The following is a 12,983-nucleotide window of genomic DNA, read 5'->3' as shown; positions in this document are numbered from 1 at the left end:
GAGCGGTCTTATTGCAATCGCATGTCAGTTATTTCTTTCACGTCTGAACTTTACTGCTCTGCTAATTAGCAATCAAATAGTCTCAAGCGCATGCTTTCTTATTATCCTGCACGCCAGCGGCTTCCGCAGAGTACCGGTTGCAAATCGAACACCTAAAGAAACGTCACAGGCCAGATCGTTCATGATTTTAACGTCTTCTTACATTTTTTTTAATGTAATTCTATGGTGGTTTCCCGGCGCCAATAAATGCACTATTGCGAAATGCTTTGTTTACGAATGGGCACTGGGTAGAATAGACCATATGTTTGCAAAGATATATCCGGAGACTTTGTTCGGAACATTGATGCTTATTGGAATACTGTCTTTTCTTTATTACGAATTTTCAAAAATCTGGCGCGACCGCTTTTCGAAGTGATGGAGGAGATGCAGCAAGTTAGCGCTGCCGCGCGAGGACACGATCAGGCGCTGTCCAGGAGTGGATGGAGAAGAACACCTATCTGCCGGTGCACGAGCTGGACGAAGTCGGCCAAGTGGATGGCCCTGCTTGAAGTTCAATGTACTTTGGTCGTTGATGTCTGATAAGTTGTGCGCATGGATATTGATTTAGATCGACCCGAAGCCATCAGAAGTCGCGTTAAGCGGATCATTGCAGGCGATTTTGATTACTCCCATTTCGCCACCACCATTATGTGGTTACGAGAGCGTGTGGCGAAAAATAGCACATTGCATGAGCTTGGCGATTTTCTGGCCCATCCCTACCGTGACCGCGGCCCAACGTCAGCTGCCGTAAGCGACCTGCTGATGGATTTTTTGGATAACCTCGAAGTCCTAGATCCTAAAAAAGTCGGAGCCGAGCTGGCCGAGCGCGCCGTGAAGGTTGAGGAAATGTACTTCGAGTTCCGCCAGGCCTTATTGGATGCCGGCCTATTGCTCGCAGAGGAAGACGAGGCACTGGCGACGGCTTATGAAGCATTTGTCCTTTTTACACTCTCTTGTCTGCACGAGAGCGTTCTAATCACCAAAGGATGGGACGTTGTTCTCAGGGTGGCGATCACCAACAATGGGAACCTCGCCATCTTCGGACGCACATTTTTAAACAAGAACGGTCGCGCTTTCAGAACAAACTTTCTGATATTCTCCACCACTCTTGCCGCCGCAGATTGGCTGATTGCGTCAGTGACTGCCGGATTTGTCAGGGAGCCGCTGATGTACACTGCCGCTCCGAAATTAATCTCCTTCGAGGGCCGATAGGCTCCGCCATCAGTCGATCTCGTAGACTGCCGCGGTGTCCTGCTCCTCCCGCAGCCCTTTGTAAGAAGCATGGCGCAGCTTCCCATCGTGTGTCCAGGCCCGGTATTTGATCTCCGCAACAAACGCTGGACGGACTTGGACCGCGTTTCGCTTCCGGCCGCTTGCCAATCGTCGGTTTATTCATCTGCTCGCGAAGCTCCAGGTCTCGCTGCCTTTGAAGACCGTCAGGTCGCGACCGTCGAGAAAGAGGAGGTCGAAGACCATCAAGACCGACTCCCAAGAAATCCGTTTTCCACCGCGGCCGCGGAGCGACTACTGAAGCCTGCCGAAATCCGACCGGCCGTGCTCGTCGAACACGACTGCCTCGCCGTCCAGTATCGCCGTCGAGACCGGAAGTCGTTTCGCCTCAGCCACGATGGCAGGGATCGGTCTGTCCAGTCATGGCCGCCGCGTGTCAGGATCCTGACGCCCTTCTGTTCAATGTGCACGGCCAGGCGGTAGCCGTCCCACTTCACTTCGAAAGCCCACTGCCGGCCTTTCGGCGGCTGCGGCTTCAATAGCGCCAGGCACGGATCGATGCGCGCCGGCATTGGGTCGAGGGAAAGGTTCGGCTGCGCAGGATCTCGGCGCCGGCACGGCTGACTGCGGAGCGGTGCGTCGGCATCGCCGCGCAGCAGCTTTGCAGGCCTGCGGGGCGTCTTTTTCATGCCGGCAGCTCATCAGCAATGCCTAAAAAAGCAATTCGCCTCGTTTGATTATTGACTCCCCCTTCGATGCGAACATAATAAGAACATCGGCGTGCGGCCGCCAATCTGAATATTGACGACATGGGAGAACGGACATGCGCGAGCAGCCGATCGGCGAAGCCGTGGATGATGATGATTTTGTTCCAGAAGGTTTGATGTGGCTGCCGGCGAAGGAGATCGACGTTTCCGAAGTGCATCAGAGCCTGGTTAAGGCCGTTGCAGGCAGCCGAGGCGTGGAGTTCTTCACGACCTATGTATTGGACGCCGCCATGGCCTCTCAATTAGGTCGTGTTCAGCTCGCGATTGACCACACCGCAGGCGAGGCTTGCGGTATCTTTCTCACCGATCGCATGGTGGCCGCCGATCCCGCAACAGGCGATCCAATTTTCGTCGATGAAGCGACAGAGCCTTTTAAGTTTCGCTATTTCGATGATGTGGAGGAGGCCGTATGGGCCTACAGCGAACATCTGAAGAAGGCCGGGATACACCCTTGGATGCAGCCATGAAACCGGAGCGAAGTTCGAAGCCGGCAGATCGCGAGCTCGCCGAGGTGGTCGCCTATCACCAGGGCGATATGGAGGCCGCGATAGGTACCCTGCTCGAGCATATCCGTCATCTTCGTCAGCAGCTCGCATTTGCGGAAGGCGCTATGAGCCGAGGTATCACTCGCGGGTGGCGACCAAGCTATGACCGAGACTGACTTACAATGCCTGAGATGAATTATAACAAGAAGTTGCGCGGGTGGAGCCTGCGCGACGCGGCCGAGGCGGGTCAATTGCTGGAGGTCACCTGTCAGTTCTGCAGGACGACCTACCGCTTTATCCCACGTGATCTGCTGAAGCTGACCAAGGATATCAGTCTCGACCGATTGGCTTCGCGTTTCCGCTGCGTACGCTGCAACCGGGGAGACTACATGAGCTTGAAGGTGGTTCAGATATGGGGGTCGGAAACAGGCAAGCTTACCGTGCGGCGTCTGATCAGGGTCGACATGGTGAAGAAGCCAGTTTGGGAAGACGGAGTTTTATGAAGTCGCGTGCCGCCGAGATAACCCTGTTGCCGCTGGCGTGAAAAAAGTCCTTCCTCATCACGTCATAGTCTGGGGGGCAACTATCACTCCGGCGCACAAACCAATGACTATCGGCAAAGGGGTGAAATCATCAACTCCGCTCTGGCCTTCGATCGGGCGAGCAGGTCATATTGTGCTTCCGTGGAATGGGACGAATACGATGTTTTCTGTTTCAGCAATCGCCAAGCTGCACAGCAATTCCGTGATCGATGGAACGGCCAGTTAATCCGGACGAAGGGGACAACAATGGCGTATGGACGCCGAGGGAGGGAGATATGTGCAATCTATACCGGATGGACGCGAAGGATTGGGTCAATAAGTGGGCCCAAGAGGTCGAGAGTCTGGTCAACCTGATGCCGGCCTATCAGATGAACCCGGACCAAATGGGCCCGATCGTCCGCAATACAGCCGATGGCCGCAAGCAGCTCGTGCATGCGCGGTGGGGATTGCCCTCCCCGTTTTTCGTGGTCAAGCAGGCTGCCGAGGCTCGGGCTGAAAAATTGCGACAGAAGGGCAAGCCCGTCGACATGGACATGCTCATCCGGATGGAGCCCGACAAGGGAGTCACCAACATCAGGAACCTCAATGTTCTCCACTGGAAGAAATGGTTCGGTGTACAGAGCCGCTGCATCGTGCCGGTGACAAGCTTTGCCGAGCCCGACCCAGCCAGCAAACAGGACGGTGGGAGCACGCCGAATGCCTGGTTTGCCCGTGATGAAAGCAAGCCGTTGATGTTCTTCGCGGGTATCCATGTTCCGCAATGGCAAAGCGTCCGGAAAGTCAAGGATGGCCTTTCGACCGACGATCTCTATGCCTTTTTGACCACCGATCCCAACGATGTCGTCAAGCCGATCCATCAGAAGGCAATGCCCGTCCTCCTGTTGACGCAAGAGGAAGTCGACGTTTGGATGCGCGCCCCCTGGGAAGAGGCAAAGACGCTCGCTCGCCCGCTGCCAAACGACGCAATCAGGGTGATATCGCGCGAGGCCTATGGCTCGACCATAGTCGACACGGCCGGGGAGCCGGCGCAAACAAGTTTGCTATAGACGCCATGAGCATTACCAACCATTCGGCCGCACCCGGTGCCAATGTACACTTCGAGCACTACTGCGAGGAGCCTGGGTGCAAGGAAAGTGAGATGCCGCGACCTACAAAGCGAACGCCTCGCCTGGCACTTCTCGCACTCCCGATACTATTAGCAAGCTGCAGGACTGCCGAACGGTACGATCCGGTATATTCTACTCAAATCCCGCCAACGGCAGCCGAAAGATCAGCTGTCATCGATTATGCACGCAAGACCTATTACAATGAGCGTGAAATCAGCGACGCGAGCATATCGAACGTACTGACGCTAAGTGGTGGCGAGCGGATCATCTGCATCAGGTTTAAGGCGAAGAATCAACTCACTGAACGTGCCGGCGTGACGACAGAATCCCTGTACTATGACCAAAGATACGGGTTTGCCCTTGGTGGTTATATGCATGACGACTACCGCTGCAATTCCGGATGGCTATTTTATTCTCCGTTCGCCGAATTGGAGCACCTTTTCTAGTGCCTGCTGACTCGCGGATTAGAGCTGCCGAAGCATGGACCACTGCTTTGGCTTCGGAACCTTCATCACGACGCCACGTTAATTCACTGCGTGCGCTTCGCGCCCTCAACCGCCTAGTTTTTGCACGCTGCCTAGCCCCGTAAACAACGGGGCTTTTTTTGGTCCGGTCGGGAACAACACGCTGCGAGGATTGTGAGAATCGTGGGACGTGCGGGAGCTGTGCAGTAAGTTCGTGGATTCCAGAAACTGCCGCTTATCACAACAGAGCGATGCCAGCTTCGCTACCGGCGCTGTTCCGAGCCCGACAGCCCCTGCGGCGAGGCAGGTTTTCCGCTTATGGGGCTTATGCCGCACTTGGCCTTGGCAGCTTGCCACGCGCGTTGGAAGAAACGGATTTCTGTGGCAATGGTTTCGCGGAACGGATCGGTTTGGTTGAAGTAGTCGCGGTCCAGACCGAGCTTTGCACCGTCTGCATCGCCGTCGTAATAGGTGCCGAACAAATGATCCCAGATCGGGAAATAATTGGCGAAATTCTTGTCGTGATGTTCCCGCATTCGGGAGTGATGGATGAAGTGGTCGCGTGGTGACTGGATCACGTATTTGCCAAACCAGCCATGCCAGGGAATGGCACTGTGCTTGACCAGACCAATGGCGCCAAAGGTGATGGTCACGAAGGCGAATTCGGCCGTTGGCAGGCCGATAAGCAGCGCCGGAACGACCATAATGGCCATGTTTACGGCCTTCTCCAACGGATGCTCCCGCGACGAAGTCAGCGCGTTGAACTCTTCGGCTGCGTGGTGAAATTCGTGCAGCCGCCATAGTACGGGCAGCCGGTGCATCAACCGATGCTGCCAGTAGCTCAAGAAGTCTGATAGCACTAGGAACAAGAGAACATGTGCCCAGCCTGGCAGCCTCCGGGCAAGGTCCAGGTGGGGGGCATCCTGAGCCGCGCTGGTGATGGCATAGGACAGACCAAATGATGATAGCGCCGCGAATAGCGTAATCATTCCCGTCGCCTGAAGGACGAAATAGACGATGTCGGTGATTGTGGATTTGCTGCGTTCGAAGAAAACCCGACGGAACCCGGAATTGCCGAACCCCACATAGGTGAGTTCCACTGCGAAAACCGTCAGAACCAGGCCAATGGAAATGGCGAAACTGAGCGCCATTGCCGCACCATTCAGATAGTAAGTGTTGTAAAAAAAGCTTCCAAGCTTGTGCAGGCAGTATTCGACCAGCACCATGGCAATGCGACTCCAAACACGAACCCGTACAGCTTGGTCCTAACGATGCACTTTTGCCAGATTGCTCAAAGCACGATCGGGGCGTCCTTTTGATGTATTACCGGCGGTGGAAGTGCAGTCCCGGGAGGCATGCAGGAGGGTCGACGAGCACTACGCAAAACTGGCTGGAATTCCATTTCCGGCCGAAAGGCTCATAAAAAGAACTTAGGACGGGAATAATAATAGGCACCGCCGTCGTAGGACTTTAGGCCGTGCTGAGATTTGCTTTAATGGTCTGCCAGCGTACAGGAACCCGGCCAATCACCAACCGTTAGTGACACGGGATCGCAAAGGAGCCCTAGCCAGGGCCGGTCCGCTCACTCTTCACCCCCTTTGCGGTCCCACCCCTTCCAATTCGTGGCCAGCCATCACGTGATTCAGCGGCGCGGTGGACAGGACGCCGTCGCATCGGCCGCTCATCAACATCTTTCGAACGATTGGCGAAGAGACCGGTAAGAAGATCCTTGCGGAAGGCTTCGCTCGCAGCTGGAGCCCGAGGCGACGCAACGATTGGTGAAGTCGAATAGGATGGCCGCCCAACGTACAGGAGATACAATGCTTGGGGTATAGCAAAGTGATCGCTGAGCAGCCCACCTCAATGTTACGAAATATTACTGCAAGTAGAAGTCAATTTGTGTTTTCGTGCGAAATCCAAAAATAGATCCATTAGTTGAAAAACTCGCCGACGCAGAACTGTTAAAAGTAATATTATTGAAAAAATTCTGAGCTTGTGCAAAATAGTTTGCAGCGCCTAGATGCGCGATGCCTACAACGGACCCCGCTTTGCTACCCCGCAAGCCGCGGGGCTCTTTTTGTCCAGCATCGTACCGGAACCGCATTCCGGCAATAAAGGTTAACTCACCGGATCGCGGGAGAAAGCCAGTACTTTCAGATCGCATAATGCCTTCCTCTTAGCGATCCACCCCATCCCAGAGTTGGGTCGTGCGGAGGCAAGTTTCCCGGTCTGCTCCCAAAGCGACGCTCCGCGCGACTCGACACTTTCGAAATGTGATGCAGGCGGAACACCGTGCCCTCCGAAATCCTGGCTTAATTAATCTTCAGCCAGTGCCGCACCCAAGCAACGGCGCCATCGCTCATATAGGCGATAGTGCCGCCCACGGTGAGCCCGGCGAAGGCGATCAACCCTGAAATCCCGTATCCTTGTTGAAAACACAAGCATGAAGATCTGGAACGTGGTCAGCCCCAGCTGGCGCGCCTTGAGCAGCACGTTCAGGTAATGCATCTGCTCGAAGAACGTCATCCGAGCCCAGTTCATTTCGAACTTACGCGTTTGCCGCGCGACTCCACGCCGGGCTGTTCCATTCACGGCTTTAAAGCCGAGTTGGCGTCTGGCACTACCGGCCGAATGCTCCGACGGATGTTTATTAGACATCCGTGAAACATGCGGCAAAGTCATGTATAATGGCTGGGGAGAATTCATGTCGGGGGACTAAGACATGGAGCGGAGATTATCTGCAATTCTGGCCGCCGACGTCGTCGGCTACTCCGCACTTATGGAACAAGACGAAGCGGGCACATTTGATCGTCTTCGAGCGCGACGCACCGAGCTTTTTGAACCCGAGATTGCCCGGCATCATGGGCGCATCTTCAAGCTCATGGGCGACGGCCTCCTCGCGGAGTTCGGCAGCGTGGTCGACGCCGTCGAATGTGCCGTGTCTCTGCAGCGCGGAATGACTGAGCGGAACGCCGCTGTTCCCGAGGAGGACAGGTTCAACGTCCGCATCGGGATCAACATCGGCGAAGTGATCGTCGACGGTGACGACCGCTATGGCGAAGGCGTGAACGTCGCGGCGCGGCTGGAGCAACTCGCGCCACCGGGCGGGATCTGCGTTTCTGGCAAGGTGGCGAAGGAGGTCGAGAACAAGCTCGCGTTTACCTTCGACTCCGCTGGCCGGCAGAAGGTCAAGAACATCGAAGAGCTTGTCGATGTTTACCAAGTGCGCATCGACGCCGCGCCACGGCGACGCATTCGGCAAAAGCGGCGAATCGGCAGACGATGGTGGGCCCTTGGAGTCCCGGCAGCAATCGCGGCCGTAGTGGCCGCATGGATGGCGTTACAGTATCCGCTGACACTGACCTCTCCTGCAGGCTCCGGCGCGATGCCATCTGTCGCCGTACTACCCTTCCAGGATCTAAGTGCCGACAAGAGCTTGGGGTACATGGGAGAAGGGCTGGCGAACGACGTCATCGCCATCCTCTCGCGCTTTTCGGACATTGCGGTCGTGTCGCGAACGTCGTCGTTTGCATACCAGGACAAGCAAGGCGACATCCGCCAGATCGGCAAGGAGCTGGGCGTCGGCTATGTCGTCGAGGGCAGCGTACGCAAGGAAGGCGATAGAATGCGCATCGTTGCACAGCTCATCAACACCAGAACGGGGGACCATGTCTGGGCGGATCGCTTCGACAAGGCCGGAACCGACCCATGGGCGCTTCAGGACGAGTTGACCGGCAAGATCGTGGGGGCGATGACAGGCGAATTCGGAGCCATTCGCAAAGCGGACTACAGTCAGGCCTGGGGTAAGGATAGCACCAACCTGGCTGAATACGACTACTACTTGCGCGCGGAAAGCCAGTTGAATCTTTACACCAAGGAAGGTCTCGAGCGGTCCGGTGATATCTCGCGACAGGGACTGCAGATGTTCCCCGGCTCCCCCCTTCTGACCGTGGAGTTGGGGTGGTCTCATTGGTTGAAAGTGGCGCTGCTTCACAGCCCTGACCCGCAGGGTGATCTGCAGGAGGCGGACCGACTGGTCAAGCAGGTCCTCGCAGACAAGAACCTAAGCCCGCAAGTAGCGCGATTGGCACACTGGCTCAACGCTTGGCTCCTCACGCTCAAGCGAGACCATGACGGGGCTGTTGCGGAAATGAACAAGGCCATCGCGGCGGCACCCTATAATGCGTTCACCCTGACGGATGGCGGAAGTATTTTCCTGCAGGCGGGCCAACCCGAGAAGGCGCTGGAGCTGACCGATGCTGCAGCCGCGCGGGACCCGGCATTGGCCTGGTTCTTCAACTACACGCGAGGCTTCATTCTTATCGTGCTTGGTAAGAACGAAGATGCGGTCGAGGCGCTGAAGGCCACGGAATTCGCCGACGCGCCATTGCAACTAGCCGTCGCCTATATGCGGCTGGGACGCGAGGCAGACGCCCGCACTGCCGTCGAGAAGATGCTCAAGTCAGCTCCGACCGCGACGATCCAGTCGTGGCGGCAGACCTGGAACTTCCGAGATCCTTCTATTATGGATCAAGCCGCGGCAGACCTCGCGCGCGCCGGCCTTCCGCCGCAATAGGCTGTCGAGGGTATTCAGCCTTCGTGGCGGATTCCATTCGTGCCGCGGTCTGCCCATGGGCAGGTTTGGCAGAGCCCCGGCGGAACTTTTGCGTGCCTTCTCCAATTTAGCCAGTACTTGTTCGGAGATGTGCGCCATGAATGTGAGCGACGAAAGAACTGTCTCCTTGTGGGCCCCGCTCAGGGTTATGCCCGACGCCACCCCACTCACGCGGAACGATGAGGCCGATGCCGTAGTCATCGGTTCCGGAATTGCCGGCTTGTCGGTAGCCTATGAGTTCGCCCTTGCGGGGCAGAAGGTGGTTGTCATTGATCGCGGCCAGATAGGCAGCGGCATGACGGCCCGCACGACGGCGCATCTGTCATCCATATGCGACGACTATTTCTCCAAGTTGATCGATCTTCGGGGGCGGGAACTGGCCCGGCAGTTTTATGAGAGCCAATCGGCTGCGATCGACCGTATCGAAACGATCCAAGGGAGCGAAGGCATCGCCTGTGATTTCCGACGTGTCGACGGGTTCCTGTTTCCATCGTCCGAAGGAGAGAAAGCCGATCTCGAACGCGAACTCGGCGCCGCACTGCAAATCGACGTCGCGGTCGAAAAAGTCACGGGTCTGCCATTTGCGGGATGCGCTGCGACATCAGCACTTCGTTATGCCCGTCAGGCGACATTCCATCCGCTCAAATATCTCCGTGGACTGACGGCGGGCATTCGCGCCCGCGGCGGGAAGCTCTTCTGCGACACAGTGGTCGAGCAGGTGGAGGAGACCGAGGAGCGTGTCCGTGTGTCGACGAACTCAGGCTTCACCGTCACCGGCAAATGGGCAGTGGTCGCCACCAATTCGCCGATCAATGACCGCGTCGCCATTCACACGAAGCAAGCGCCGTATCGGACCTATGCGATGTCCTTCGAGATCGAACGCGGGGCCATCGCAGATGGGCTATATTGGGACATGGAAGATCCCTACCATTACGTTCGTCTGCAACCCGGTGACGGCGCGAGGGACTTTCTCATCGTCGGCGGTGAAGACCACAAAACAGGAGCAGTCGACGATGCTTTAGAGCGCTTCGCGGCTTTGACGGCCTGGACCAGGCGTCTGATCCCCGATATTGGCGCCGAGACCCATCGTTGGTCGGGCCAGGTCATGGAAACGATCGATTACGCCGCCTTCATCGGCCGCAATCCCGGCAATGAACGCGTGTTCGTCATCACCGGCGATTCCGGCGAAGGCATGACCCATGGCGTGGTCGCTTCGCTGTTGATCCGCGATCTCGTTCTCAATGGCGACAGTCCGTGGCTGGAACTTTACCAGCCCTCGCGCAAGACGCCGCGGGCGATCGGCGATTACCTGATTGAGAATGCGACGGCGATCAAGAATTTCGCAGAGTATGTCGCGCCCGGTGAACTCGATTCCGTCGAGAAGTTACAGCCCGGAGAAGGCGCCATTGTCCGGGAGGGCCTCACCAAGATTGCCGCTTTCCGAACAGAAGATGGGACGCTCTACAAGCAATCGGCATCTTGCACACACATTGGCTGCCACGTGCACTGGAATTCCCTGGAGCGCTGCTGGGACTGTCCTTGCCATGGCTCACATTTCGCCGTCGACGGCACCGCTTTGAATGGCCCGGCCGTCTCGCCCTTGGGTGACGTTCGATAGCCTCTTCGCCGCTCGCAGAGATCCGACACGCGTTTAAGACGATCGCGCCCAGAAGCTGTTCTTCGCGCATCCGGCGAGAAGGGTGCGACGGAAAGTCGGGTTCTAAGGGTGCCTCCCACGTGAGAGGGTCAGTTCTTCCCCGCTACTGACGGCTTTCGACAGGATGTCTCATGCCAAACCTTTACGACCGAAAGGTTGATGGCTCCCTCTGCATGCGCACCAAAGCTCAGAGTGGTGCGAACAGCAATAAGCTTTACGCCGCGGGCGGCCAATCTCCATTCACCAAGCTCCCACATCCCCTCGTTAGCAATTTATTGACCATAAGCTGGCTTTATTGAGCCTGATGGATGCGGAGCTTTCCCGCCCGTCGACGAGTGTTTGGTGTAGGACGGGTTTGTTCGTGTTCAAGTATTCACTGCAGGGTTTGTCGGCCGGAGCCTTGGGCGGAATTACCGCGCTCCTCTCACATGCGGAACGCTTCGCAGCGCAGACCATTCTGCCGGCGCTGATTGCGCTGCCGGCGCTTGTCGCTTCTGCATCCTTGGCCTCGGCGGAAGATCGGGCGCTCAAGCTGTTCTTTACCCATACGGGCGAGAGAGCCACGATCACCTACAAGCGGGATGGAAAGTTCGATTCACGGGGCCTTGCCCAGATCAACCGGTTTCTGCGCGACTGGCGCAGGAACGAGCCGACCCGCATGGATCCGCGGCTGCTCGACCTTGTCTGGGAGGTGTATAGGAAGAGCGGCGGCAAGGACTATATCCACGTCGTCTCCGCCTATCGTTCCCCCGCCACCAACAACATGCTGCGCAACCGCTCGCGCAGCACCGGCGTCGCCAAGAAGAGCCAGCACATGCTGGGCAAGGCGATGGATTTCTACGTTCCCGGCGTGAAGCTTTCGACGCTGCGTGCTGTTGCCATGCAGATGCAGGTTGGCGGTGTCGGCTACTATCCAACCTCGGGATCGCCCTTCGTGCATCTCGACGTCGGCAACGTCAGGGCCTGGCCCCGCATGTCGCGACAGGAACTCGCGCGCATCTTCCCGGACGGTAAGACGATGCATCTTCCGGCCGATGGCCGGCCGCTGCCGGGATATAATCAGGCGGTTGCGAACTACAGGAAGCGCGTCACTTCCACCTCGATAGAGATCGCCAGCACCGCCGGAGAGGACGAAGAGGTGGTAGCCTCGACGCCGCCGAGGCGCGATGCCGCAGATAGCAAGCTGGTGACCGCGCTTCTGCCGACGCCGAAAAGCCGGGCATTGAATGCGCTGGCACTACAGACCGGCGCCGGCGAGCCGGATGACAAGGACTCCGCTCCGGACCTTGCATCTCTCCAGATTCCGATACCGGCGATGCGCCCGGTAGCCCCCGCGCAGGATGCGGCCGCAGACGACAGGCTGGAGACTGCCTCGATCGGCCCGATTGCCGCGCTTCCGGAGAGACGGCCGCCTGCACTGCCGGTCCACGCCCGCTTCAATCCCGTCATTGCTGCACAGCAGACCTCCAGGCAGGGCGCTGATATGATCGCCTCCCTGCCCATGACCGCTTCCTGGGAGGAAGCCGATTTCCTTGGATCGACTTCGGAAGCGGCGTTGCTGCAATGGGCGCTGCATTCTCCGGGCGAAGCGATCGGCTTGAGCGCGCCTCGCCCTTCCCCCCGCACGGTTCACCGTGAGGCGGATGTCGCGGCGTCAGGCGTGGCTGTCACCCCGGTCGCCGCCAGAGGCCCGTTCGACGCCAGCCGGTTTGCCTCGCCGCCGGAGGGCTGAGCTCGATCATGAGGGCCTGACGCGGTTGCAATCGCGGCCGAGATCTGCAAACCGGTCCCCTGCTTCCTTTTCGCTGCCCTGATCATTTGGAGCAACGGGCGCTCAATGCCGCAACACGCGCCATGGAGGGCCGCAATGACAGGGTGCCATTGGCGGCCGGCTAACGCCTTCTCGCTTCTTGAACGGCGGCGCATAATGCAATCTGGTGGGAATGCCGATTTACAACAACGCAGAAAATAAGGATTGAAATCGGCCCCGACCACAAATCTTTTGTCAGGCCGGACTGTTCTCCGCCAAGATCTCTATGTTAGGCAGCCCAAAAGCGCCAATCTTGCGCGCGACAAGT

10 protein-coding genes and 4 pseudogenes are annotated in these 12,983 nt (G+C 57.6%); 11 read left to right on the top strand and 3 right to left on the bottom strand.

Going from position 1 to position 12,983, the window contains the following annotated elements; all coding sequences use genetic code 11:
* Positions 1-467: 467 nt before the first annotated feature.
* Both FFR93_RS41340 and FFR93_RS08675 read left to right on the top strand, forming a co-directional pair.
* Positions 468-548: pseudogene (locus tag FFR93_RS41340) on the top strand (CopG family transcriptional regulator); the annotation flags it as partial.
* 43 nt (positions 549-591) lie between these two features.
* Positions 592-1,251, top strand: a complete 660-nt coding sequence (locus FFR93_RS08675) for a hypothetical protein (RefSeq protein ID WP_138392933.1) — start codon at positions 592-594, stop codon at positions 1,249-1,251.
* Positions 1,252-1,260: 9 nt separating this feature from the next.
* On the opposite strand, the pseudogene FFR93_RS08670 reads toward FFR93_RS08675, so the two are convergent.
* Positions 1,261-1,958: pseudogene (locus FFR93_RS08670) on the bottom strand (hypothetical protein).
* A gap of 134 nt (positions 1,959-2,092) precedes the next feature.
* Here FFR93_RS08670 and FFR93_RS08665 point away from each other — a divergent pair.
* From FFR93_RS08665 to FFR93_RS08645, 5 genes are all read left to right on the top strand, one after another.
* The gene (locus tag FFR93_RS08665; RefSeq protein WP_138392932.1) at positions 2,093-2,503 is read left to right on the top strand and encodes a hypothetical protein; all 411 of its coding nucleotides are present in this window, start codon (positions 2,093-2,095) and stop codon (positions 2,501-2,503) included.
* Positions 2,500-2,697, top strand: coding sequence for a hypothetical protein (locus tag FFR93_RS08660; RefSeq protein WP_138392931.1), 198 nt, complete (start codon positions 2,500-2,502; stop codon positions 2,695-2,697). The genes FFR93_RS08665 and FFR93_RS08660 overlap by 4 nt, the downstream gene beginning before the upstream one ends.
* A 6-nt stretch (positions 2,698-2,703) precedes the next feature.
* Entirely contained in the window at positions 2,704-3,024 is a 321-nt protein-coding gene (locus FFR93_RS08655; RefSeq protein ID WP_138392930.1) for a hypothetical protein, read from the top strand.
* A gap of 314 nt (positions 3,025-3,338) precedes the next feature.
* Positions 3,339-4,109, top strand: coding sequence for an SOS response-associated peptidase (locus tag FFR93_RS08650; protein ID WP_138392929.1), 771 nt, complete (start codon positions 3,339-3,341; stop codon positions 4,107-4,109).
* 92 nt (positions 4,110-4,201) lie between these two features.
* Entirely contained in the window at positions 4,202-4,615 is a 414-nt protein-coding gene (locus tag FFR93_RS08645; RefSeq protein ID WP_171049144.1) for a hypothetical protein, read from the top strand.
* 281 nt (positions 4,616-4,896) lie between these two features.
* On the opposite strand, the gene FFR93_RS08640 is transcribed toward FFR93_RS08645, so the two are convergent.
* On the bottom strand, positions 4,897-5,859 hold the full coding sequence (locus tag FFR93_RS08640) for a sterol desaturase family protein (RefSeq protein WP_138392927.1): 963 nt from the start codon (positions 5,857-5,859) through the stop codon (positions 4,897-4,899).
* Positions 5,860-6,277: 418 nt separating this feature from the next.
* Here FFR93_RS08640 and FFR93_RS41335 point away from each other — a divergent pair.
* A pseudogene (locus FFR93_RS41335) lies at positions 6,278-6,415 on the top strand (thermonuclease family protein); the annotation flags it as partial.
* 530 nt (positions 6,416-6,945) lie between these two features.
* Here the strand turns inward: FFR93_RS41335 and FFR93_RS41330 are convergent.
* Positions 6,946-7,059: pseudogene (locus tag FFR93_RS41330) on the bottom strand (DUF1515 domain-containing protein); the annotation flags it as partial.
* 296 nt (positions 7,060-7,355) lie between these two features.
* On the opposite strand from FFR93_RS41330, the gene FFR93_RS08625 reads away from it, so the two are divergent.
* The 3 genes from FFR93_RS08625 to FFR93_RS08615 all read left to right on the top strand — a co-directional run bounded on the left by FFR93_RS08625 (position 7,356) and on the right by FFR93_RS08615 (position 12,637).
* The gene (locus tag FFR93_RS08625; RefSeq protein WP_138392925.1) at positions 7,356-9,209 is read left to right on the top strand and encodes an adenylate/guanylate cyclase domain-containing protein; all 1,854 of its coding nucleotides are present in this window, start codon (positions 7,356-7,358) and stop codon (positions 9,207-9,209) included.
* Between the two features lie 136 nt (positions 9,210-9,345).
* Positions 9,346-10,866 (top strand): FAD-dependent oxidoreductase, encoded by a 1,521-nt coding sequence (locus FFR93_RS08620; RefSeq protein ID WP_138392924.1) that lies wholly within the window; start codon positions 9,346-9,348, stop codon positions 10,864-10,866.
* Between the two features lie 343 nt (positions 10,867-11,209).
* A complete protein-coding gene (locus FFR93_RS08615; RefSeq protein WP_138393472.1) occupies positions 11,210-12,637 on the top strand; it encodes a DUF882 domain-containing protein in 1,428 nt (475 codons plus the stop codon).
* The last annotated feature ends 346 nt before the right edge of the window (positions 12,638-12,983 follow it).

Source organism: Rhizobium sp. MHM7A, assembly GCF_005862215.1.
GTDB lineage: Bacteria > Pseudomonadota > Alphaproteobacteria > Rhizobiales > Rhizobiaceae > Rhizobium > Rhizobium bangladeshense.
This window is presented reverse-complemented; position numbering and strand designations above follow the sequence as displayed.